The sequence below is a fragment of the Aliikangiella sp. G2MR2-5 genome (assembly GCF_015687155.1).
GTDB lineage: Bacteria > Pseudomonadota > Gammaproteobacteria > Enterobacterales > Kangiellaceae > Aliikangiella.
On record NZ_JADPQF010000001.1, the window covers coordinates 1,626,820 to 1,649,759 of the forward strand.

Annotated in this window: 18 protein-coding genes; 3 read left to right on the forward strand and 15 right to left on the reverse strand. The window is 42.4% G+C overall.

From position 1 onward, the window contains the following. The first annotated feature begins 206 nt into the window (after positions 1 to 206). Entirely contained in the window at positions 207 to 3,056 is a 2,850-nt protein-coding gene (locus tag IYN84_RS06670) for a TonB-dependent siderophore receptor (protein ID WP_196138369.1), read from the forward strand. Between the two features lie 49 nt (positions 3,057 to 3,105). Here IYN84_RS06670 and IYN84_RS06675 read toward each other — a convergent pair whose 3' ends face one another. Continuing rightward, positions 3,106 to 3,537: a 7-cyano-7-deazaguanine reductase gene (locus IYN84_RS06675; RefSeq protein ID WP_196138370.1), complete on the reverse strand. Its 432-nt coding sequence runs from the start codon at positions 3,535 to 3,537 to the stop codon at positions 3,106 to 3,108. Positions 3,538 to 3,842: 305 nt separating this feature from the next. Here IYN84_RS06675 and IYN84_RS06680 point away from each other — a divergent pair, with 305 nt between their 5' ends. Further along, positions 3,843 to 5,930, forward strand: coding sequence for a M13 family metallopeptidase (locus IYN84_RS06680; RefSeq protein ID WP_196138371.1), 2,088 nt, complete (start codon positions 3,843 to 3,845; stop codon positions 5,928 to 5,930). A 31-nt stretch (positions 5,931 to 5,961) separates the two neighbouring features. Here IYN84_RS06680 and IYN84_RS06685 read toward each other — a convergent pair whose 3' ends face one another. The 6 genes from IYN84_RS06685 to queA form a co-directional block, all read right to left on the reverse strand. After that, on the reverse strand, positions 5,962 to 7,800 hold the full coding sequence (locus IYN84_RS06685; RefSeq protein ID WP_196138372.1) for a DEAD/DEAH box helicase: 1,839 nt from the start codon (positions 7,798 to 7,800) through the stop codon (positions 5,962 to 5,964). Positions 7,801 to 7,929: 129 nt separating this feature from the next. Continuing rightward, positions 7,930 to 8,871: a protein translocase subunit SecF gene (gene secF / locus IYN84_RS06690; RefSeq protein ID WP_196138373.1), complete on the reverse strand. Its 942-nt coding sequence runs from the start codon at positions 8,869 to 8,871 to the stop codon at positions 7,930 to 7,932. A gap of 13 nt (positions 8,872 to 8,884) precedes the next feature. Continuing rightward, complete coding sequence (gene secD, locus IYN84_RS06695; protein ID WP_210330311.1) at positions 8,885 to 10,777, reverse strand: protein translocase subunit SecD; 1,893 nt, start codon at positions 10,775 to 10,777, stop codon at positions 8,885 to 8,887. A gap of 109 nt (positions 10,778 to 10,886) precedes the next feature. Then, complete coding sequence (gene yajC, locus IYN84_RS06700) at positions 10,887 to 11,225, reverse strand: preprotein translocase subunit YajC (protein ID WP_371734819.1); 339 nt, start codon at positions 11,223 to 11,225, stop codon at positions 10,887 to 10,889. A gap of 129 nt (positions 11,226 to 11,354) precedes the next feature. Further along, positions 11,355 to 12,467: a tRNA guanosine(34) transglycosylase Tgt gene (tgt, locus tag IYN84_RS06705; RefSeq protein ID WP_196138375.1), complete on the reverse strand. Its 1,113-nt coding sequence runs from the start codon at positions 12,465 to 12,467 to the stop codon at positions 11,355 to 11,357. 2 nt (positions 12,468 to 12,469) lie between these two features. Next, complete coding sequence (gene queA / locus IYN84_RS06710) at positions 12,470 to 13,534, reverse strand: tRNA preQ1(34) S-adenosylmethionine ribosyltransferase-isomerase QueA (protein ID WP_196138376.1); 1,065 nt, start codon at positions 13,532 to 13,534, stop codon at positions 12,470 to 12,472. Between the two features lie 138 nt (positions 13,535 to 13,672). On the opposite strand from queA, the gene IYN84_RS06715 reads away from it, so the two are divergent. After that, positions 13,673 to 14,206: a hypothetical protein gene (locus tag IYN84_RS06715; protein ID WP_196138377.1), complete on the forward strand. Its 534-nt coding sequence runs from the start codon at positions 13,673 to 13,675 to the stop codon at positions 14,204 to 14,206. Between the two features lie 59 nt (positions 14,207 to 14,265). Here the strand turns inward: IYN84_RS06715 and IYN84_RS21420 are convergent, their stop codons facing one another. The 8 genes from IYN84_RS21420 to fkpB form a co-directional block, all read right to left on the reverse strand. Continuing rightward, positions 14,266 to 14,655 carry a type IV pilin protein gene (locus IYN84_RS21420; RefSeq protein WP_196138378.1) on the reverse strand — a complete coding sequence of 130 codons (390 nt, stop codon included), beginning with the start codon at positions 14,653 to 14,655 and terminating at the stop codon, positions 14,266 to 14,268. 16 nt (positions 14,656 to 14,671) lie between these two features. Then, complete coding sequence (locus IYN84_RS06725) at positions 14,672 to 18,868, reverse strand: pilus assembly protein (RefSeq protein ID WP_196138379.1); 4,197 nt, start codon at positions 18,866 to 18,868, stop codon at positions 14,672 to 14,674. Between the two features lie 61 nt (positions 18,869 to 18,929). Continuing rightward, entirely contained in the window at positions 18,930 to 19,430 is a 501-nt protein-coding gene (locus IYN84_RS06730) for a PilX N-terminal domain-containing pilus assembly protein (protein ID WP_196138380.1), read from the reverse strand. Positions 19,431 to 19,441: 11 nt separating this feature from the next. After that, positions 19,442 to 20,227, reverse strand: coding sequence for a PilW family protein (locus tag IYN84_RS06735; RefSeq protein ID WP_196138571.1), 786 nt, complete (start codon positions 20,225 to 20,227; stop codon positions 19,442 to 19,444). Further along, entirely contained in the window at positions 20,227 to 20,784 is a 558-nt protein-coding gene (gene pilV, locus IYN84_RS06740; protein ID WP_196138381.1) for a type IV pilus modification protein PilV, read from the reverse strand. Before pilV ends, IYN84_RS06735 begins: the two co-directional genes overlap by 1 nt. 3 nt (positions 20,785 to 20,787) lie before the next feature. Continuing rightward, positions 20,788 to 21,267, reverse strand: a complete 480-nt coding sequence (locus IYN84_RS06745; RefSeq protein WP_196138382.1) for a GspH/FimT family pseudopilin — start codon at positions 21,265 to 21,267, stop codon at positions 20,788 to 20,790. 229 nt (positions 21,268 to 21,496) lie between these two features. Further along, a complete protein-coding gene (ispH, locus tag IYN84_RS06750; RefSeq protein WP_196138383.1) occupies positions 21,497 to 22,426 on the reverse strand; it encodes a 4-hydroxy-3-methylbut-2-enyl diphosphate reductase in 930 nt (309 codons plus the stop codon). A gap of 37 nt (positions 22,427 to 22,463) precedes the next feature. Beyond that, a complete protein-coding gene (fkpB, locus tag IYN84_RS06755; RefSeq protein WP_196138384.1) occupies positions 22,464 to 22,901 on the reverse strand; it encodes an FKBP-type peptidyl-prolyl cis-trans isomerase in 438 nt (145 codons plus the stop codon). Between the last annotated feature and the right edge of the window lie 39 nt (positions 22,902 to 22,940).

Genomic DNA, 22,940 nt, shown 5'->3' on the forward strand with positions numbered 1-22,940 from the left:
AATTAAATTCATTGAATCCCACATACAATATATTGTGCGCAATATAATTTTAATGTATTTTATTTATGCATGAGATAGTCAGCTTCTTAGCTCGTACTTTAGACAAATTACGTCTGACTTATCTCTCCCACACCTGAAGTAACAAACAGGGCCACAGCAAAAACTTTAACTAAGTGATTTATAAGCTTTTAAAAGGGGTAAATCTTATGAAACCAAAGACTTTAGCAAAGTCGATAGCGCTAATTTTAGGTTCATCGACATTGCTATCTACCAGTTTTAGCATCATCGCAGCAGAAGATGCACTGGAAAACAATGATGAGGAAAAAGAGAATAAAGTCGTTATTACCGGCTCTCGGATCAAAAAAACAGATATTGAAGGCGTAGCTCCGGTTATTACGGTTACCGCAGCTGAAATTGAACGGCAGGGTCATGCCAATGTATATGAAGCGATTCGGAGCATGACTGCAAATACCGGCGGAGTGCTTGACGAACAGGAAACCAACAGTTTTACGGCAGCTGCACAAGCCGTCAATGTCAGGGGATTCGGACCTGGACGCTCGTTAGTATTGCTTAATGGCAATCGTTTACCAAGCAATCCAAAACCCTACGGTGGTGAAGATAACTTTGTTAACCTCGCCCTGATCCCTACAACGGCCGTTGATCGGGTGGAATATCTTTCAACTGGCGGTTCAGCTATCTATGGTTCCGACGCCATCGCTGGTGTTATTAACGTTATCTTGAAAGACAGCTACGAAGGAAACCAGATTTCCTATCGCTACACAGACACTAAAGACGGCGGAGGTTCAACCCACCGACTGAATTTTATGGGTGGTGTTTCCTGGGAGTCTTCAAACCTATTCTATGGCATTGAAATTGACAAACGCAACGGCCTGTTCGGCCATGACCGTGATTGGCTTGACGAAGCAAGTGACTCGCCGGCAGAAGATCCATGGTTGGTCAATGACAGGGATATTTTAGTCGCCTACCCCTGGGGGCGCTGGGACTCAGCTAGCTCCACCTGGTTAGATAACTGGACATACCAGGATCCTGGCGCAACAGCCTGTCAAACAAATCCTAATTTTGACTATTCCAATCGACCAGAGAGAGGCAACTTTTGCGGTCATGATAGTACCGGAGACCGGGCCCTCAGAGCCCCCAGGGATAGATTAAGTGCTTTTGCTCACTATACTCAGCAAATCAACAATGATACCGAATTTTTTGCCTCCGCAATTTTCTGGCAAAGTGAGGCTGATGCAGAGCTTTGGTATACCAGCTGGTGGCAACAGGTATCAGTTGTTGACGATATTACTGCAGAAAACCCTTCCTGGTTATATGATATCTATTACCAGCGGACTTTTGCGCCAGAAGAAGTTCCTAACGAACAAGCTTTTGATGAAGATGCGGTGATGATTAACTTCGGATTTGAAGGCGCTTTAACCGAAGAGTTCGACTACAAACTGGCCTTTTCCTTATCAGACTATGATTACAAAGAGTCAATTGCCAAGTTTAGTCGACTCGGTGGTCTGGCGGCATTTTTCGGGGTAGACGGTAATGACCCAGATCGAAACCGATTCCTGGATAGCTGGAACACTTATCTTATGCAGCCCTCCGACTTCCAGGCAGACGGTTTCACTTCCGCTAACGGTCTAGATTTATACGGATACTATAATAGTGGAGAGCTCGATGGACTTTATGGATTCTCCACCGCAGAAGGAGGCAGTTACGCTCGTAGCGTGAGCTTTGAAGTCTCGGGCGATCTGGGAGAAACATACGCCGGCCCAATCAGTTTTGCAACAGTGATTGAGTATAACCAGCAGGGATATAACCTTGATATTGATCCGGTTACCGATGCTGGAGAATACGTTGGCTGGTCAGGTGTCGGTGGACGCGGAGATCGAGATCACTATGCTGTTGGCGCGGAGTTTCTGATTCCATTAGCTGATACTCTAGAAGCAACGGTTGCTGCTCGTTATGACGACTATCAGGATGACTCCAATGTTGGCGGAGCAGAAACTTTTCAGCTTGGACTCGCGTGGCGACCAACAGATGACTTATTGGTTAGAGCCAACTATGGCACAACATTCCGTGCTCCAGACTTGCATCGATTATTTGCGGATAATAACCAGTATTTTGGCTCGACAACGGACTACTACACCTGCTTATCTGATTTAGGGACTACGGCAGAAACTGCTTTTGCCAACTTCCAACAATGCAGTGTAGAAGCCGATGCTGTGACTACTCGACAAAATACTCAGGGAGACCTCAATCTGGAAGAAGAAACAGGGTTCTCGGCAAACTTTGGAATTGTCTGGTCACCCATTGATGATCTAGATATTACATTAGATGTTTATCGAATAAATATCGAGAACATGGTCACTACATTAAGTGCTTCAGTTTATTCGCAACTGGAAGCGGAATGTCGCCTTGGATTTGATATGCTAGGTAATCCCGTAGACAGTAATTCTGAATACTGTCAGGAACTCTATAGTCGTATTCAAAGGCAACAAGGGCCAGTTCCATCCGATATAGATCCTATTAGCGAAGTTTTCCTTAGTTCGATTAATATGGGCCTACAGGAGCAAACCGGTCTTGATTTGGGAGTCGACTATGAATGGGAAGTGTCAGATTTTGGCAAGTTCTACATCGGTCTTGATTATAGCTATGTTGACGAAATTCGAGTCCAGGTACTAAAAACCGAACCCGTAGACGAAAAAGCTCGCGACACTAGCTGGTATCAATATCCGTACCGACATAGAGCAACATTGACCACCTCTTGGGAGTATTCTGACTGGACCACGACTTTGTACTTTAATCGAGTTGGCAGTACTTTAACCTGGGATGGCGACACCCGCACACCAGCCTATACAAAAGCAAACTTGCACCTGGCTTATCGCTATTCTGATGATTTCGATGCCAGTCTAACAGTTGCTAACTTGACTAATAGCAGACCTCCAGAGAAAGCAAAGTGGGAGTCATGGCCTTTCTATAACTCTTATGCTTACACCAATGGCGGCGTAGGCACCGAATACTTCCTTACTTTGAATTATCGGTTCTAACACCAGCTTAGCGATAAGCTAGTGACATGCCCTGTTTAGGCAGGGCTTGTCATTCCAACCTTTGCCACTCATCGACATCCGGCATCCAGTCCTTGTACCTTTCCTCTCCTCCTCGGCTTTTCCAGTCAGAATCTATTGTCAACCGAGAGCTAATCCCGCCACGAGGATTACAATTCATCACTACTCTTAACCGGTCCGGTTTATAAACCTGCATCAAATGGTCATAAAATATATTAATCAGACGCTCATAAGAAACGACAATATTGCGTAGCTGATAGACATAGAGCTTCAATGCTTTTAGCTCAATAATCTTATCCTTCGGATAAAAAGTCAGGTATATAGTGGCAAAGTCCGGTTGTTCTTGAACGCCTAAAAAGGTGAATTCAGGTATTTTAATATTGATCTCGTATGCTTGTTGAGAAGGATTGGGAAGCGCCACTAATATGCTGGCATCAATTTCTTCATAAGTTTTAACGGCCATCTGGTTTCCTTAATCAATTGTCGGGTTAATTGAGCCTTTTAACTATAGGACAATGTCGAAGTTTTGGTGTCAATTCACTATTTTGGTGTCAATCCACTAACTAAAAGTATAGGAATTCATCCTCAAAATTCATATTCAGTAACGATTTTCTGTTACTGGGACTTGTACCCGACCAAATGAATATGTTCTTATTACAGGTTAATCGGTTGTCGCATAAAAGCTAGCTTCGCTGTTAGCTAACCCAATAACAATAGTTTAGGTCCAGGCCGATCAATTCATTATTAGAATAATTTGAGGGAAACCCAATGAAAAAAACCTTAATCGCAAGCGCTGTCTGCTTTGCCCTGGTTACTGCTTGTGGGCAACAAGAACCCGCTAAGAACACTTCGAATGAAGCTCAACCCCAGAAGTCAGAAAAATCGATAGTTGAAAAGACTGATTTAAACTCTGGAATTGAACTTGCCAACATGGACAAGTCTGTTCGTCCTCAAGATGACTTTTTCCGACATGTAAACGGAGCATGGCTGGACAAAACCGAAATACCTGCAGATAAGTCTTCTTATGGCTCATTTACAGCATTACGAGATAAATCTCGCGAAGATGTTAAAAGTATTATTGAAGAAACAGCAAAACTGGAAAATGTTGAGCATGGCTCCGATGCACAGAAGGTAGGCGATCTGTATCGCAGTTACATGAATACTGAAATTCTCGATAAGCTTGGTATTGCGCCGATTAAACCAGAATTGGAAAAAATAGACGCACTTAAAAATCATGACGAACTTTCAACCTACTTTGCCGAAGCAGAGAAATTGAGCCTGACAACTCCATTTGGCTTTTGGGTTAACAATGACTCTAAAAACCCAACAGCCTATATCATGTATATGACTCAGTCTGGTCTGGGACTTCCTGATAAAGAATACTATTTTAAAACTGATGAAAAATCGGTCGAGTTACGCGAGAAATATGTCGCTCACATCGCCAGAATGCTAAAGCTGGCAGGCATTGAGACTGCGGAAAACGATGCCAAGGAAATCATGGCACTTGAGACCGAGATTGCCAAATTACACTGGAGTCGTGTCGATAACAGAAATCGCGACAAAACTTACAACAAATATGAAATATCCAAACTTGCAGAGCTGGCCAGTGACTTTAACTGGCAGAACTACTTCTCTCACGCAGGTGTGGCCAACGAAAAAGAAGTCATTGTCAGACAGCCTACTTATCTTGAAGGTTTCAGCAAGTTATTCAAGCAAACTACACTTGATAACTGGAAGCGTTACTTCAAGTGGTCACTCATCAATAATACTGCCAATATTCTTAGCACAGAAATCGATCAGGCTAACTTTGAATTCTATGGTAAAACGCTTAATGGTACGCCAGAACAAGAAGCTCGTTGGAAAAGAGCGGTCTCCTCAGTAAATAGTCTACTAGGTGAAGTCGTCGGTAAAATCTATGTTAAGAAACACTTTAAACCTGAGGCTAAAGCCAGAATGGTTGAGCTGGTTGAAAATTTAAGAGAAGCCTATCGCCAGGCAATTCTGGATCTGGACTGGATGGGTGAAGAGACCAAAAAACAAGCTATCGATAAACTAAACAAGTTTACTCCTAAAATAGGTTATCCCGATAAATGGAGAGATTATAGTTCGTTAGAAATCAGTGCAGACGATTTAGCAGGAAACTATCGAAGAGCCTCATTGTTCTCTTACAATCGTCAAATCAACAAACTAGGAAAACCAATTGATAAAACCGAATGGTTTATGCCACCACAGACGGTAAATGCATACTACAACCCGGTTATGAATGAGATTGTATTCCCGGCAGCTATTTTACAGCCACCATTTTTCAATATGGAAGCTGATGATGCAGTCAACTACGGCGGTATCGGCGGTGTAATTGGTCATGAAATGGGACATGGCTTCGACGATCAGGGAGCCAAGTCAGATGGTAATGGTGTTCTCAGAAACTGGTGGACCGAAAAGGACCTGGAAGAGTTTAAGTTAAGAACAGGCAAACTGGCTGAGCAGTATTCAGCATTTGAACCCTTACCTGGTGAGCACATCAATGGAGAAATGACTTTAGGTGAAAACATTGGTGATCTGGGCGGGCTAACTATTGCACATCGAGCCTACAAGTTATCGCTTGAAGGAAAAGATGCTCCTACTATCGACGGGTTAACTGGCGAACAACGATTCTTTATGGGCTGGGCTCAGGTATGGGCATACAAGTTCCGTGATGAAGCGCTTCGTAATCGATTAGCAACCGACCCTCACTCACCAGCACCTTATCGTGCAAATGGAACCTTGATGAATATGCCTGAATTTATGGATGCATACGACGTCAAGCAAGGAGATGGTATGTTTAGAAAGCCTGAAGAAAGAGTAAAAATCTGGTAAAGGCTTTCTCCAGCCAATTAAAAAGGGAAGCTTATTGCTTCCCTTTTTTCTTTTTGTCAGATCGATTATTCCGACCTTTACGGCTTTCAACATTTTTTCTCTTTTTATCCCCTTCTCCTTTAGGGACACCTTTAGACTCGTCAAAATCCTTAGCTTTCGTCAAGCGCATAGGCTTACCACAAACTCGAACTTTTTTAAGATGAGTCAATGTTGACTTAGGCATACCTTGAGGTAAATCTACGGTTGAAAAGTCGTCATAAATTTTGATATGACCAATGTATCTACTCTCAATTTCAATCTCATTGGCTATAGCTCCAACAACATTTCCTGGCTTGATACCATCCTGAAACCCAGCCATAACGACAAACCGTTCCATTTCGATCTCAGGAAACTCTTCGAGCTTCTCAGCATTTCGATTAAAATCTTTACCGTCTCTAGATTCATGACCTTTTCTTTTGTGCTTTCTTTCCCTTCCATAGTTACCCGAGTCATTCTCTCTCCGTTCCCTTCGATTTTCTTTAGGAGACGGTAAATCCTCAAGTAATAACGGCGAACTATCATGCGCAAGACTCGCTAGTGCAGCTGCAATTTCAATACCTGTACGACTTGACTCATATTGGTAATCTTGAAGAATCTCCAAATAAGGATCGAGGTCGCCAGAATCAATTTTTTCGGTAATACTAAGCTTAAACTTTTCTACTCTTTGATCATTGATTGCTTCAGTCGAGGGCAAACCTATGCGCTCTACTTTTTTCTTGGTAACACGTTCAATCAGTGCCAACATTCTTTTTTCTCTAGGCGTTACAAAAAGAATTGCTTTACCTTCTCGACCAGCTCGACCAGTTCTTCCGATTCGGTGAACATATGACTCTACGTCCTGTGTAATATCGTAGTTAACGACATGTGAAATTCTTTGAACATCCAAACCACGAGCGGCAACATCGGTAGCAACCAGAATATCAAGTTTTCCATTTTTCAGTCGCTCAATAGTCTGTTCTCTGGCCGCCTGCTGCAAATCACCGTTGATAGCAGCAGCTGAATAACCACGCGCATTCAATTTTTCAGCAACTTCCAAAGTTGCGGTTTTAGTGCGTACGAAAATAATAACCGCATCAGTTTCTTCTACTTCTAAAATGCGGGTAAGCACATCGAGTTTTTGTTGCTGACTAACCATTAAGTACTGTTGTTCAATCGTAACGGCGGTTGTCGTTTTAGTCTTAATCTTTATTTCTTGTGGCTCTTTTAAAAACTGATCGGCAACCCTTCTAATTTCTTTCGGCATCGTTGCTGAAAATAAAGCTACCTGCCTCGATTCCGGAGTTTGTTCCAAAATCCACTCGACATCCTCAATAAATCCCATTCGCAGCATTTCGTCTGCTTCATCAAGTACCAAGGTATGAAGATCGTCCCAAATCAACTTTCCTTTACGCATATGGTCCATAATTCTTCCAGGTGTCCCTACGATGACATGAGGTCCCCTTTTCAACTGTTTTAACTGAACTGAAAAAGACTGGCCACCATAGATAGGAAGCACTCTAAAACCTTCCAGATGCTTGGCATAGCTTTTAAAAGCTTCTGCAACTTGAATTGCCAGCTCTCTGGTAGGCGCAAGAACCAGAACTTGAGGATTAGAGTTTTCCAGGTCGACTTTACCTAACGTAGGTAATGCAAAAGCCGCTGTTTTTCCAGTCCCGGTTTGTGCCATACCAATAAGGTCGGCTCCACTTTGCAGAACAGGAATACTGCTTTGTTGGATAGGAGATGGAGATTCGTAGCCGAGCTCCTGAATTGCTTTGAAGATTTCTGGTCTTAAGCTAAGTTGTTCGAAAGAAATATTAGATGAAGCATCATCTGAGTTTGTTTGAGACATTTATATTACCGAGTGGGATGATTAAGAATGCGATAAAAAGTTAAGTATAGCTGAATAATTTTTTATCGCTAAAAAGAAAGCTCTCAACCAAAGTGAGAGCTTTCGTAAATAAAAATGAAATGCATGTTTTTACATTAGGGCGTCTTGATCTGCACCTTCTTTTTCAACTTCTGGTGGCATCAAGTCTTCTTTAGTAATGCCCAGGGCTAGGGCAACATTTGATGCGACATAAATCGAAGAATAAGTACCTACTAAAACACCGGCAATCAAAGCTGTAGCAAATCCATGAATGGTTGCGCCGCCTAAAAAGAACAAAGCCAATAATACCAATAAGGTTGTTAATGAAGTCATAATCGTTCGAGCAAGCGTTTGATTCAGAGATGTATTGACAACATCAGATGACTCCTGCTTTCGCAATTTAAGGAAGTTTTCACGAATACGATCAAACACAACGATAGTATCGTTTAACGAGTAACCTATTACCGCTAGAATTGCTGCCAACACAGTCAGATCAAACTCCATCTGGATTAAAGAAAACCAGCCTAAAGTAATAATGACATCATGAGCTAATGCGGCTACTGAGCCCAATGCAAACTTCCATTCAAATCGTAAAGATACATAGATAAGAATTCCGATGAGCGCAACCAAAATTGCAAGACCGCCTTGTTCGGTTAGCTCTTCACCAACGCTTGCACCAACAAATTCAATTCTTCGCATAGCAACATCATCACTTGTTGCTTTTAGCGTATCCAGCACATGGTTACCCACCTCATTCGCTTTTTTACCTTTAACTGGCGCTAAACGAATAATGACATCTCTGGAGGTACCAAAATATTGGACGGTTACTTTCTCATAACCGGCTCCAGCCAGATCAGAGCGAATAGAGTCAAGATTAGCTTCTTTTTCATAACCAACCTCAATTAAAGTTCCTCCAGTAAAGTCCAGACCGAAGTTCAAACTGTTAAAGCTGATACTTACAATCGAAGCAATTATAAGCATCGCGGACAAAAAAGTTGCTGGAACTCTAAACTTGATAAAGTCGATATTTAGACCTGATTTTAAAATTTTCATATGTTTCTTATCCTTATATCGAAATTTTAGTTAGTTTCTTGCCACCATAAATCAGGTTTACAAGAGCTCGACTACCGACAATGGCAGTAAACATAGAGGTCATAATTCCGATAAACAAGGTTACTGCGAATCCGGCAACCGGACCAGTTCCAATTCCGAACAAGACTAATGCGGCGATTAAAGTAGTAATATTCGCATCAGCGATAGTTGAAAAAGCTTTGTCATAACCATTGTGAATCGCCTGGGCGGGTGCAGTGCCTTCTTTCAGCTCTTCTCTGATCCGCTCAAAAATCAATACATTGGCATCTACTGCCATACCAACAGTCAAGACAATACCTGCAATTCCGGGCAATGTAAGCACAGCTCCCGGCACCATAGACATAATCGCAATAATAAAAACAAGATTACTGATTAAAGCAATATTGGCAACTAGTCCAAACATACGATAATAAATCAGCATAAAAATGAGCACAGCGACGAAACCAACAAGAATTGATTGCTTGCCTAATTCAATATTTTGCTTACCCAGGCTAGGTCCTACAGTTCTTTCTTCAACAATATAAATTGGTGCGATCAATGAACCCGAGCGTAAAATCAATGCAAGTTCATGGGCTTCAGCGGGAGTGAACTGACCAGTAATTCTAAAACTACTACCCAAAGCACTTTGTATATTCGGTGCGCTAACTACTTCAGCCTCTTCATAGGTATCAACCAGCTTCTGTTCACCATCTACTGTTTCATAAACACCCTTAGTTTCAATTAACAGTATGGCCATTGGTTTGTTAACATTTTTAGATGTTGCTGCCAACATTTTGCTGCCGCCTTCAGCATCCAGACGAACATTAATCTGTGGCATACTGCGTTCATCGTATCCAACCGACGCATCCGTTAAGTGACTGCCGTCAACAATCACAGACTTTCTTAACGCAATATTTCCGCCTTCACGCTGTTTGAAAAGCTCAGCTCCTGCAGGCGCTCTTTGTGGATTAATTCCGCCGGATTCATTGACAAGGCGGAATTGCAAAGTAGCAGTAGTTCCCAAGATACGTTTGGCTTGTGCCGAGTCCTGAACACCTGGTAATTGAACAAGAATTCGATCAGCTCCCTGTCTTTGGATTAATGGTTCAGCTACACCCAGTTCATTAATTCGGTTTCTTAAAGTTGCCGTATTTTGCTTAACTGCGTAATCTTTAATTTCCTTGAGTTTTTGTTCACTGATGGTCATGACCAACTCAAAAATTTCACCTTGCTCTCTTGTACGAGTTTGCAACTCCGGAAAGTTTTGACGAACTGTTACATCGGCTTTATCACGTGACTCTTCATTTCTAAATTTAGCAACTAACCCCACATCTGCCGAGCGCACAACTGATGCGTATCTCGCGTTGGCTTCTCTAAACTTGGTTTTCAAATCTGCAATGTACTGTTCTTCCCGATTCTTGAGCGCTACGTTCATGTCCACTTCCATCAAAAAGTGGACTCCACCGCGCAAATCGAGACCTAATTTCAGCGGGTTTGCACCAAAATCCTTCAACCAATCTGGCGTAGCAGGAGCAAGGTTTAACGCCACACTAAAGTCTCCGGCATTTTTGGCTCGTAACAATGCTTGAGTGAGATCTTTCGCTTTCAACTGAGATTCAGAATCATTAAAGCGATACAAGGCCTTGGACTCATCATTAGATGACTTTTTAATAACTAATCCACTATCAGTCAGGTGCTGTTCAATCTCTTTAAACAAAGGCTCAGATATCGCCTCACCTTTCTCTCCTGTCACCTGCAGCGCTAGATCTTCACCATACATGTTAGGTAAAGCGTATAACACCATCAGTGCAAGCAGGACGGATAAAAAACCATAAACCCATTTAGGGTAAGAGTTTATGGGTCTCATATTAGCTTGATTTGAAAACATCTTGATTAACTCTGTTGTTTATTTTTCCGCTTCAAATTAGAAGCGCCTTATTATTTCTTTAAACCGCTGTATTCAAAAAACGAAAACCCAGCAAAGCTGGGTATTCTTTCTATTCATTAACGGCTTTAATGGTTCCTTTTGGCAAGGTCGCAGTTACAGCATGTTTCTGAAACTTCATTTCCACATTTGAAGCAACATTGAGCACGATAAAGTTGTCAGTTACTTTGGTTACTTTTCCCAGAATGCCACCGCTGGTTACTACTTCATCTCCTTTCTGGATAGATTCAATCATACTTTTATGTTCTTTCTGACGCTTGCTTTGAGGTCGAATGAGCAAGAAGTAAAAAACCAGTGCAAACAACACCATCATAATGATTGAGCTCATTCCGCTACCTGTAGCCGCTCCACCAGCTTCTGCAGCCATAGCATTACTAATAAACATTTTAATTTCCCCGTAATTTATATTTAATACAATTAATTCTTAGTTAACTATCCCGATGTTTTTACTCATCGACATACCAGCCTCTAGTTTTGTCCAGACTAAAACTTATGTAAGCATCTATTTTCTGAACAGTATTTATAACGGAGGCGTTTCCATCCCTCGTGCCTGATAGAAGTTTTCGACAAAGTCCGACAATTTACCCGTTTCTATTGCTCCACGCAAACCCTTCATCAAAGTTTGGTAGTAATGCAGATTATGTATTGTCGCAAGTTCAGCACCAAACATCTCGCCACACTTGTCCATGTGATGAAGGTACGCCCGGCTATAGTTTTGGCAGGTATAACAATCACAGTTGGCGTCAATAGGGCCAGTATCCTTTTTATTGGGACTGTTTCTCAATCTTACAACTCCTGTGGAGGTAAATAGATGGCCATTTCTTGCATTTCGTGTTGGCATCACACAGTCAAACATATCTATGCCACGCCGAACAGCCTCCACAATGTCCTCGGGTTTGCCAACCCCCATCAAATAACGAGGCTTATCTTTGGGCATTTCAGGCGTAAGATTATCAAGCACCATCCGCATTTCTTCCTTGGTTTCACCGACAGAAAGCCCGCCTATGGCATATCCATCAAACTCAATTTCAGTTAGTCCCTCCAAAGAGACTTTTCTAAGCTCCGGATACATGCCTCCCTGAACGATACCAAATAAAGCAGAAGGATTATCAGCATGCGCCTTTTTCGATCGTTTCGCCCATCTCAGGCTCAGCTCCATTGATGACCTGGCTTGTTCAAAGGTTGCAGGGTAAGGTGTACACTCGTCAAAGATCATTACAATATCGGAGCCAAGCGCGCGCTGAACTTCCATAGATTCTTCAGGCCCCAGAAATACTTTGTCGCCATTGACCGGTGAGCGAAAAGTGACCCCTTCTTCAGTAATTTTACGTAGCTCACCTAAACTAAACACCTGGAAACCGCCAGAATCAGTTAATATGGGGCCTTCCCAGTTCATAAAGTCATGCAGATCTCCATGCTGGGAAATAATCTCTGTGCCGGGACGTAGCATTAAATGAAATGTGTTTCCGAGGATAATTTCTGCGCCAGTTGCCTTAACGCGTTCTGGCGACATCCCTTTTACCGAACCATAAGTACCTACCGGCATAAATGCAGGCGTTTCAATTGTTCCACGTTTGAACTCAATCTGACCACGTCGAGCCTGACCATCAGTTGCTTTTAAGTCGAATTTCATTTCTATAAACCGTTGTTTTCTGCAGGCATTCGATTCTGAATAAACATCGAATCGCCATAACTAAAAAAGCGATATTTCTGAGATACCGCATGATTATATGCTTCCAGGATAAAATCTTTACCAGCAAAAGCACTGACCAACATTATTAATGTAGACTCTGACAGGTGAAAGTTAGTGACCAGAGCATCCACTGATTTAAATTCATAACCAGGATAAATGAATATATTGGTTTCACCACAGGTCGGCTCAAGCTCACCTGACACAGAAGCAGATTCCAGACAGCGTACACTTGTTGTACCAATGGCAATAACTCTACCACCTTTATCACGAGTTTTTCGCACCAACTCGACAACTGACTCTGGCACTTCAAACCACTCTGAGTGCATTTGATGTTCCTTGATGTTATCTACTCGAACGGGAGAAAATGTTCCAGCTCCCACATGGAGAGTAACAAAGTCGTATGAAATCCCCTTCTTTGCTATCTTTGCAAAAACCTCATCATCAAAGTGTAAACCAGCAGTAGGCGCGGCTACGGCTCCTTGTTTTACGGCATAAACGGTTTGATAGCGACTCTTATCGTCTTCACCAGCCTCTCGTTGAATATAGGGAGGAAGCGGCATTGAGCCATATTGCTCTACTAACTCGAGCAATGGTCTGTCATTCGCTGATTCCAATCGAAAAAAAGTTCCTTCCCTTCCTACCACATTTAATATGAGATCCTCGGCGACTATAACCTGGGCTCCCGTCTTGGGAGAGTTACTTGCCCTTAATTGAGCAATGCAAGTATCGGCTTGCCCGCCATTTCCGGGAGTCACTCTTTCTATCAATACCTCAACTTTTCCCCCTGTCTCACGCTTGCCACTCAAGCGTGCAGGAATGACTTTAGTATTATTAAAAATCAAACAGTCTTCAGGTTGCAAAAAGTCAACTAATTCAAAGAATTGCTTATCCAGAATGTCTTTTTCCAGAGGATCGAGTACCATTAAACGACTAAGTGAACGCGTCTTTGCCGGTTCATTCGCAATTAGATGTTCTGGTAATTCAAAGTGAAAGTCTTGTTTACGCACTGATTAAAAACTTTTTACCTTTACTTAAAGTGGTGGCGATTTTACCAGAACTGGTTAAAAGATTTTATATATAAGTCTTTATTTAAGCTGTTTAATGACTAATATTTGTAACAATCTCACTGATAACGGACTCAACCTATGAAAATTAAATCCATTCTACCTGCTATTTTACTTGCAACTACAATGGCTTCGGCCACCAATGCGCAAAACAGGTGTCAAAACAGCGCGCTGGACGATATCAAAAAGAGAACTACCATTGATTTGCAATTAGCCAAGATGACACCTAACGATGAGTTGGCGCATCGGATGGATGCTTATGAAATTCTCTGCCCATGGCAGATATCACAGGATTTTACTGGTGACAGACGTAAGGACTGGATTGGACTGGTAGAAAAAGATGGAAAAATCTTGCTCAGCGGGATATTCAGCAATGGAAATACTTACTCCCTCGTCGATATTTGGGAATATGACAAACCTCCTACAGAAATCCATTTGGAAGAAATTACACTGAGAGAGTTTGAATTATTCAAAACTAACTCTCCCAAAGCTCCTGAAGGTGTCAGCTTTGTTCTTGCTATCAATCGTATAAACAAAACAACTCAAATACTTCAATGGAATGGAAAAACAATGATACAAGTAGCAAGTATAGAAAGCCGCTACCAACAGGGTTAACCGAAAGAAGGAATGCTTCTATTTGATAACATCAAACCATTTAAGAAAAAAGGACAGGTTTACCAACCTGTCCTGCTGCCATCCTGAGAAATAGTAAGGGTACTGCCTTTTCCGCTCATGCTTCCAGTCGGAGTTGCAGTAATAGTATATGTGGTAGCAGTAGAAGCCACCGTCAAATTATAATAGGCATCGCCCCCATCCACCGGGACCTGGGTAGCAAACACCGCGCTGAGATCTGTGCCGCTACTCGGCAATTCATAGGTGTAGTTATTAACTTTATATCTTTCCATTGCCTGCGCCGCGTTCATCAGAGCGGCCGTTGCATCAGCTTCCTTACTTCTAACAACATAGGTTTGATAAGAGGGATAGCCAATAGCCGCGATAATCGCGACTATTGCTACAACAATCATCAACTCGATAAGGGTAAAGGCCTTTACCTTACGATTCATAATCTGTTTCTCCAATTTAGTTTACGCGCCAGCGGAATGGCTTAACTTTATTATCATCATCAGGAGCTGGCAGTTCACACTGGTTACCCACACAAACCCTGGCTTTCACTCCTCCAGATGTACTCTCCAGAAGAATCTGTGGTGGTGGCGCAATACCCGGAATCTGCAAATCCATCGCTCGATCGTCCTGATTTATCAAACTGTCCGAGTTAGTATCTATTACAGGACTAGCATCGACAGCCTTCATCAAATACAGTCTTGAGTTCCCTGCTTTAGCTTCGCAAGTCACACCAGTCAGATCTGGCGGCTCATAAGTAGTAAAGTAAATCAGGTTATTAAATGTAACTGAGCTTGTTATCACTTTTTCACCTGAGCGAGTAAAGCGAATATACCAACCCTTTTTCGGAGATGTTGGATCCTGAATCGCTTCCAGCGCATCAGATTGACCATCACCATCTGTGTCACCAACCAGGTCAGTCACATCAGCCAGGTCACTCAAACCAGCGTCCATGTCAAATTCTTCACTAAGAACGCCCTTATCCATAATCATATAGAAATGATCATTAACCGTTTCATCAAGAGGATGCGCGCGATAACCGGAGCCAATGGCTATTGACATAAAGGCTCCCTGATCAGACTGAATCAATGCAACATCAGGCGTATTATAGAATCGTCGATTATTATCGGCGTCAGCTACATTCTGCAAATGAGCAATTCTGCCGCCACGAATTGGCTTTGTATTGGCAAAATCAACATCAAAACGGAATATCTGAGCTCGGGTATCAGCGGCATAGAAATGATCAACATAACCGTCATCATCAATATCAAATGCAGTAATCTGATCAGGAATTGCATTCATGGTCGACAAGCTGCCTGCACTCGTTGTTGACGATACATCCTCTGCATCATCTACACTCCACAATAAACTTCCGGTGAATGCATCAACAATGAAAACGTTTCTACCTTCGGTATCATTCTGAGTAGCCGTACCTTCAGTATCCTGTACAGTACTATACCCTCCACCAAAAATCATAACATGCTCATTAGTGTTGAACTTCATTTTGCGGAGTACCGGCTGAGACCAGGTTTCACCAAGCTGTCTACTACCTGTTATCCCCAGGCTACTTGGAGTAATCTTAAATTTCAAAATAGGCTTAGCAGGATCAGTCACATCCAGTGCATAGTAACTGGTACCGCCTCGCCTCATACCGAAGTAAATATAGGCTTTCTCTCCAAGGTCCGCTTCCACAACTCCCGGAGTACCCGTAGTGTCATCTTCCACAATCAATACGGATACAGAGCCATCAACACCATAGGTATGATTTCCAGCGGTTTCATTCATTACTTCTTTCAATCTACCCATCAGATCTCGAGGAATAAAGCCCCAGTTTTCACTTCCGGTATCAGAATCAATTGAGTGTAAATAACCTTCGTTGGTTCCCACATAAACCGACGTACGATAGCCACTGGTAGCCGTTGTATCTTTATAGATAATAAGCGTCGGTTGTGAGTGCAGAGGGTCGCCCATTTCATATCTTGCGGCCGTTGGGTCACTCGCGTCATTAACATTTTGCCCAAGTGCCCACTTCACAATTTTATTCTTCTCAGCGTCATCGGTTGCATTTAACAAGGTTGTTGTAACTGATGGATTTGACGCAGAGATAACATTGCTAGTTCCGGTCAGGTCAGCGTTAACATCACCTGATAAGTTCGAGTAAACATTGCGTGAGTTCGTTAGTTTAGAGGCTGCGCCACCCAGTGATACTTCATCACCATCAATATCTGTAGACCAGAAACTTTGTGCTGTTGTCCTGAATTTTCCGGTTAAAGGATTTACCGCAGCAGTATTATTCTGATCAACCACTTTTCCATCAAGTAAACGATACCTTTTCAAATTACCTGGCCAAACGGTTTTCGAAGACGGTCCAAATAGCGAGAAATACATCTGATCACTGTGAGTCAACCTGTTGTACTGGTTAACCGTAACACCCGCTGAAGTAAAGGTCGTATTGACATCTAGAATTGATTCCAGAATCTCTGTAATCGCTTTTTCCAGCGCATCTTTACTATAGGCTGTCGCGTATATTCCGCCGCCTTTGTTAGCCACTCGTTGCAGAAAATCCTGACTCGAATAAAAACCGATAGTATGGGTTGTTATTCTTTCATCACCGGAAGTACTGGGCAGTGCGTCGTTAGCATGAATCAGACCAGCAAGTTTCTCGGTACAGTCTTTTCCGTTGTCATTGTCCGCGCAACTGACCTCTCCATCTGGAATAGTTTCACCTCTTGCTTGATAAAGCTGTTGAACCCAGGCTTCATAAAGGTCGCTTGTTTGTGTGTCATGACTTGTCGGCTCACCATCGGTAATCAAAACGATGTGATTGGACTGACAAGCATCTTCAATAGGGCTGTCATATGTAGGCTTATTCGAACCCACGGAGACAATTTTTTCATCCTTACATACCGTCGCACTTGGATTACTCTCGGTACAACCTGGTGGGGTCACTATCGAACCTGTCCCCTCGACCATCGACTCAAAATGGCTAACGCGATTGTCCCTTTTCTCCGGGCTACCTCTTTGCAAGCCGTACAGAACTTCTTCGCCTTTAAAGTACTTTATTGCTTCCGCATATGTGTCACTAATCGGAGTATTACCATTAGACTTAAAGTCGATAACGGTATTGACCATTCCACTTCTACGAGTCGAGCTAGATGGTTCATAACGACCTATATATTTTATTTCAAGCGTCGCAGCTCTTGCTGCAGAACCTTCATAGGAATAAAAAACGCGGTTACTACTGTTACTATCATAGGTAAGCACAAAGGCTATATCACTTTCACCACTAACCCATCCACCAGAACTCACCAAAGGCTGAACAATATCCTCTACTTGAGGAGTATCATAAGGTACACCAAACTCCCAGGCGCCAATAGACCAGGATACAGGACCGTATACACTACTGGAGTTATGTATATTCCAGTTGTCGTTGTCAGCAATTGAAGTGCCGCGATAAGTGTAAATAGAAGATACTTTGTTTCCGCTGGTTCTGGTACTGGCAGAAATCACACTTAAAGAGGCAGAAGTAATAACGGAACCTTGAGGAATCAATAAATCCCGGAAAGTCAGTACCGTACTCTTCAGCTGCGGAGAAATCATGGTATACCAGCTACCAGGACCATAGGAAAATGTTCCATCGCTGTACATTACAGTATCATCCTGGCCACTTCCGACAGTTTTAACAATTGTGTTTTCGTAGCAGCCATTCATACCATCAGGAATATCGGCACTAAAATCAACTTTCAGCCGCGGAGCAAAGTCGGGGCTTTGTTCATAGGCCAGTGCTTTACGTGGTGCATCGCCCACTTTTTTGAACAATACAACCAGGTCATTTCCACCGCACCATCCTGCAGTGTCGGTAAAATCTCCGCCCTTTAGATTAATCACCGATTGAAGTGCATCTTTTATATTCGGAGTTTCAAAAGTTGTTGGTCCGTCATTTTCGGGATCAATAATAGGCTCTGCGTCCCATGCTTCAGGCACCCATTTAACTGCGGTTCCGGATATGCGATTTGAAAAGTTTTTTGCTGACTCAACTAACTCAGAAGCATTTGGCGTTTGCTCAACATAGATTTCATAACCGGTATCTAACAAAGAATCACTATCAGCGCCAAAAATTACTCGTGCATTTTCTATAACGGCACCTTGCGGAACTCCTACATTTTGAAATCTAACTGCGATGATATCGCCATCACTTAAACTTCCATCATCAAGATAAAAATCAGACAGAGAAACCTGATTATTACTTTCAACGCCATCGTCATTACCAGAAATAACAGCCCTTACAATGGATGGAGACATTTGCTCATCGGGATCTTTAACCGGATATAAAATTGGACCTCCAGGCACACTAAAACGCCCCATTCCCATTTTAATACCGTCTAACCTGGCCAAAACGTCGGTCATTACATCCTGAACAATACTCATCTTGGATGCATTAACAGAGTTTCCATCTTCATCTTCGATTCTTACCGAATTGCTCATAGAGCCAGACGTATCAAAAACAAACAAAACATTCGGTTTTATTCTGCCGTTGTTTTGTGAATTATTTGCGAAAAATACTTCTGTATCGTCTGCTATAGCAGTATTTAATGCTAGCGCGCTGTATATAAACGCTCCCAGACACAACCGCACTTTTAAACCAAACAACTTCATAACCTTTACCTCGGATGAAAACCTTTTGTTTACACTCACTTAGTATCTATAAAAAAACTACTTAGAGGCATACTCGCTTCTCACTAGCCCACAAACTAGTATTTGCCTCAACACCGCCAACTGTTCCTTTACCATCTATTCTGAAATAGCGGCACCTGACAGATTCATTCACACTATATCCTGGACAAACAGCAGCGCATTGTGTTTCTACAACAGCACTAGCTTCGGCAGTTACCACACTTTTCTTATCCCCATCAAGAAATACATCGCCACAATCCATACGAGTTCCTGACTCGTCAAAACACTGTCCGGAAATTCTGCCTGATTCCCTCAAAGTGGACATGGTTGTTTCATTAGTATTCATTTCGTAAAAAAATGCGCCTACTGCAGCCTCTGAAGCATTAAATGCCATATGTTGCATATGGGTATTAGCCGCCATTTTTTCCTGTAACCCACTCCTTTGCGCGGAGGAAAGCCCCAAAACGGTCAATACAAGTAGCATGATTAAACTTACAAACAGTGCTGCACCTTGTTGACTTTTCAAGCTGTTAAAATTTTTCATCTACTACCACCCTAAAATGAAATACACGCGCCATCTGAAGATTGAATGCTACTGTGAACAAACACTGCATTCGGCATATAGACGGTTCTCTTAAATAATCGTCTGATAAATTTATCAGACGGAGATGTGTATGTTTGATCTAAAATGTCGAACTCGTGAGACTCACTTGTCTGGTTAACCGCATTTTGGCTTCGCAATAAAAGTGCCACCTGAACCGCAAACACCCCGGTACTTGCAGAAATGCTATCTCTTTTAACGTAACTATTAACAACACCGTCAGTACAGGCATCGGTCTCAATACCATAAAGTACCTGAAAAGACTCTACATTTGATATAAAAGGCTGAGCTGTTCCGCCACCATTGCCCTGACACATCAAGCTACCATTATCGACATAAAAGTGATTGATAACTCTACCATCGGCTACTTCGGCGCCATTACAATCTATATTGGATACTCCATCTGTATCTTCAATTCGCAATAAAGCGACACCATCACTCGCATTACTGGTGCCTTCACTCGATAGCAACAAATCTATCGGTCTGGGTGTGTCTGCTGCATCATTAGACGTACTCGCTCGCTGAATCTCTCTTTCGAGCAAAGTTAACGCGAAACGACCATCTTCCTGAATTGAAGCCAACTCAGTCTGTAGGGAGTGATTACGATTAGAGCCCAGAAACAACTGAATGACCCCAGCCAGTAGTATCAATCCTAGAGCAGAAGCTATCATTAACTCCACAATAGTGAAGCCCTTTGAGGTTTTAAAAGAAAGTTGTAAATGCATACGTTGAGTTGTCATTATGGCACCACCTCCAATATGACACAGTTCCTGTCAGCGTTGTTATTTATCCCAGTGCAAGCAGTATTGATACTCTTTTTAATGCCGGTAGTAGAGTTTCCCGCTGCAGAGTTCCAGTCCACTACAATTGTCATTCGAATACCACTTCGTTCAACTCTCACTTGTCCCTGAGGGAGTGTTTCTTCTGCTGCACGACAAACATCCCAACGATCAAAAGCGGCTAATTGAGCCAAAGTACAGGACTGAGCTGCAGAGTTACCATCTACCCGGCACATCGTCGGTGGGTTAGCACAGTCAAATGCCCCTTCAACATCATAGGCAGTTAGAACCCCATCAAGTGTCATGTCACTAATTGCCGACGCCATTTTTGCATTCCTTATACGCGAAGCAAAATCCTCCCCGATAGATGTTGCCTGAGTTGTAAAAAAACCTTCCTGATTACTCGCAACACTGGAAACCTGAAGTGCGGCGACACCAAGTAGACCGATTCCTAGAACAAGGACAGTTATCAAAATTTCCAACAAAGAAACGCCGGCCTGTTTAACTTTTGAAATCATTGATTAACAACCTCCCAAAGTACTAACAGAAGGACTACCGCTAACACTAATGGTGACCCTTCGGCCACTATTAATCTCTTCATTGCAAAAGTCCAGTTGCACTGCACTTGCCGGTAGTTGTCTAAAGCCAGTGGGCAAAATTACCATTGAAGTAAATCCATTACCGTCGTAAGACATTCTCTTCTGATCGGGGGAGTAAGTCTGGATTAAATTAGCCCCTTCTGTAATCTGCCACTGACTGCCGTCACCTGAAACTGAAAACGTAATCGAAGCATTTCTTTCAACGGCTTCAGAGCGAGCTAAATTAATTGCGCCAACCAGAAGATTAACATTGGAAGTCAGGCTAGCGTTTGCCACCGTATTATTAAAGGCAGGCAAAGCCAGACTTAACAAAATGCCTATTAGAGCTATTGCGATTAACAGCTCTACCAGAGTGAAGCCTATTTGTTTTTTGATGCCTGATAGCATAGAAATAGTACTCAAGAATTGATACATGAAAAACAGTTACTTTCAATGTAACTATCGTGTGAAGCGGGCAATATATCAACTAGAGTCCGATAGTAGTACGCGAATACTAGATAAATGGACTTAAGGCTTCTACTAATGTGATCAGAGTCACATAATCCTTTAAAATTAATCAGACCGGACAGGGCTTGCTGCGAAGTGTTATACCACTAATAGCCACTTCGATTACAGTAAATAGTTGGTGGAATTATCTGAGTTCAGCTGGTACAGGAAAGTACATATTCTCAGGATTTTCAGTCTTGAAATCAGCCATTTCCCCGCCATTTTCTTTGAGTTTGTCCAAAACCTCTTCAACAAGTATTTCTGGCGCCGATGCTCCTGCAGTAACACCTACACTCGACACTCCTTTTAGCCACGAATCCTTAATTTCCTCTGCATTATCAATGAGATAAGCTATTCTACCTTCTTTTTCTGCTAATTCCTTGAGTCGATTTGAGTTTGAGCTGTTACGACTGCCGACCACGAGTATCAGCTCGCTGGTTTTGGCTAACTGCTTGACAGCATCTTGTCTGTTTTGTGTCGCATAACAAATATCGTCCTTTTTGGGACCTTGAATTGCCGGAAATTTGTCCTTTAGTTCACTAATCAAACCTTTAGTTTCGTCAACTGATAAAGTCGTTTGCGATACGAAGAAGAGTTTACTTTCATCTTTAACTTCTAGCGATTTAATGTCATCAGAGTCTTCAATTAGGTACATTCCCCCCTCCTTATTGGAATACTGCCCCATGGTCCCCTCGACTTCAGGGTGACCTTTATGGCCAATCAGGACACCCTCTTCACCATTTTTACTTTTTCGAACAACTTCCATATGAACTTTGGTGACCAGAGGACAGGTCGCATCAAAAACCCTGAACCCTCTCTCCTTTGCCTCATCTTTGACTGCCTGTGAAACACCATGCGCACTATAGATTAGAGTAGAGCCTTCGGGCACCTCGGCCAAATCTTCAATGAAAACAGCGCCTTTTTTCTTTAGTCCGTCAACAACAAACTTATTATGTACAACCTCATGCTTGACATAAATAGGTGCACCAAACAAATCCAATGCTCTATTTACTATTTCAATAGCTCTGTCTACACCTGCACAAAACCCGCGAGGATTGGCCAAATAGATTTTCATTGATGCAAATTCCTGTATCTGCTTTAAGTTGAAATTATTATTCCGAAATCTGTTTGATTACGATTTCAAAGATAACGGTTTCGCCGGCCAGAGGATGATTGAAATCAACTTTTACCGAGCCACCCTGAACCTCTCTGATGATTCCTGGAAGCTGACTACCATTAGGTTGTTCAAATCCAATTATCGCACCTTTTTCCAGCTTTAAATCCTGAGGAAACTGACTGATGTCCATAAAGTGAATACTATCCGGGTTTGACTCGCCGAAAGCATCTTTTGGCTCTAACTCAAATGTCAGTTCATCACCAACAGCACTTCCAACAAGATACTCTTCAAAAGCCTGACTAAAGCTGCCATCGCCCAGAACTAACCAGCTGGGTTTGCCACTGACTTTGGTAGAATCAGCAACACTACCATCTTTTAATTTGATCGTGACGTCAGCGAGTACACGACTATTATCTAACACTGTTTCAGACATGACTTAAACTAGGACTAAACTAAAATTTCAAAAAAATTG

What these genes read in the sequence shown, in the direction of transcription:
- IYN84_RS06725 (WP_196138379.1), bottom strand. Translation starts at nt 18,868, where the DNA reads ATGAAGTTGTTTGGTTTAAAAGTGCGGTTGTGTCTGGGAGCGTTTATA.
- ispH (WP_196138383.1), bottom strand. Translation starts at nt 22,426, where the DNA reads ATGAAAATCTATTTGGCCAATCCTCGCGGGTTTTGTGCAGGTGTAGAC.
- secF (WP_196138373.1), bottom strand. Translation starts at nt 8,871, where the DNA reads ATGAAAATTTTAAAATCAGGTCTAAATATCGACTTTATCAAGTTTAGA.
- tgt (WP_196138375.1), bottom strand. Translation starts at nt 12,467, where the DNA reads ATGAAATTCGACTTAAAAGCAACTGATGGTCAGGCTCGACGTGGTCAG.
- IYN84_RS06680 (WP_196138371.1), top strand. Translation starts at nt 3,843, where the DNA reads ATGAAAAAAACCTTAATCGCAAGCGCTGTCTGCTTTGCCCTGGTTACT.
- IYN84_RS06685 (WP_196138372.1), bottom strand. Translation starts at nt 7,800, where the DNA reads ATGTCTCAAACAAACTCAGATGATGCTTCATCTAATATTTCTTTCGAA.
- IYN84_RS06730 (WP_196138380.1), bottom strand. Translation starts at nt 19,430, where the DNA reads ATGAAAAATTTTAACAGCTTGAAAAGTCAACAAGGTGCAGCACTGTTT.
- IYN84_RS06675 (WP_196138370.1), bottom strand. Translation starts at nt 3,537, where the DNA reads ATGGCCGTTAAAACTTATGAAGAAATTGATGCCAGCATATTAGTGGCG.
- IYN84_RS06735 (WP_196138571.1), bottom strand. Translation starts at nt 20,227, where the DNA reads ATGACAACTCAACGTATGCATTTACAACTTTCTTTTAAAACCTCAAAG.
- secD (WP_210330311.1), bottom strand. Translation starts at nt 10,777, where the DNA reads ATGTTTTCAAATCAAGCTAATATGAGACCCATAAACTCTTACCCTAAA.
- IYN84_RS06670 (WP_196138369.1), top strand. Translation starts at nt 207, where the DNA reads ATGAAACCAAAGACTTTAGCAAAGTCGATAGCGCTAATTTTAGGTTCA.
- IYN84_RS06715 (WP_196138377.1), top strand. Translation starts at nt 13,673, where the DNA reads ATGAAAATTAAATCCATTCTACCTGCTATTTTACTTGCAACTACAATG.
- IYN84_RS21420 (WP_196138378.1), bottom strand. Translation starts at nt 14,655, where the DNA reads ATGAATCGTAAGGTAAAGGCCTTTACCCTTATCGAGTTGATGATTGTT.
- pilV (WP_196138381.1), bottom strand. Translation starts at nt 20,784, where the DNA reads ATGATTTCAAAAGTTAAACAGGCCGGCGTTTCTTTGTTGGAAATTTTG.
- fkpB (WP_196138384.1), bottom strand. Translation starts at nt 22,901, where the DNA reads ATGTCTGAAACAGTGTTAGATAATAGTCGTGTACTCGCTGACGTCACG.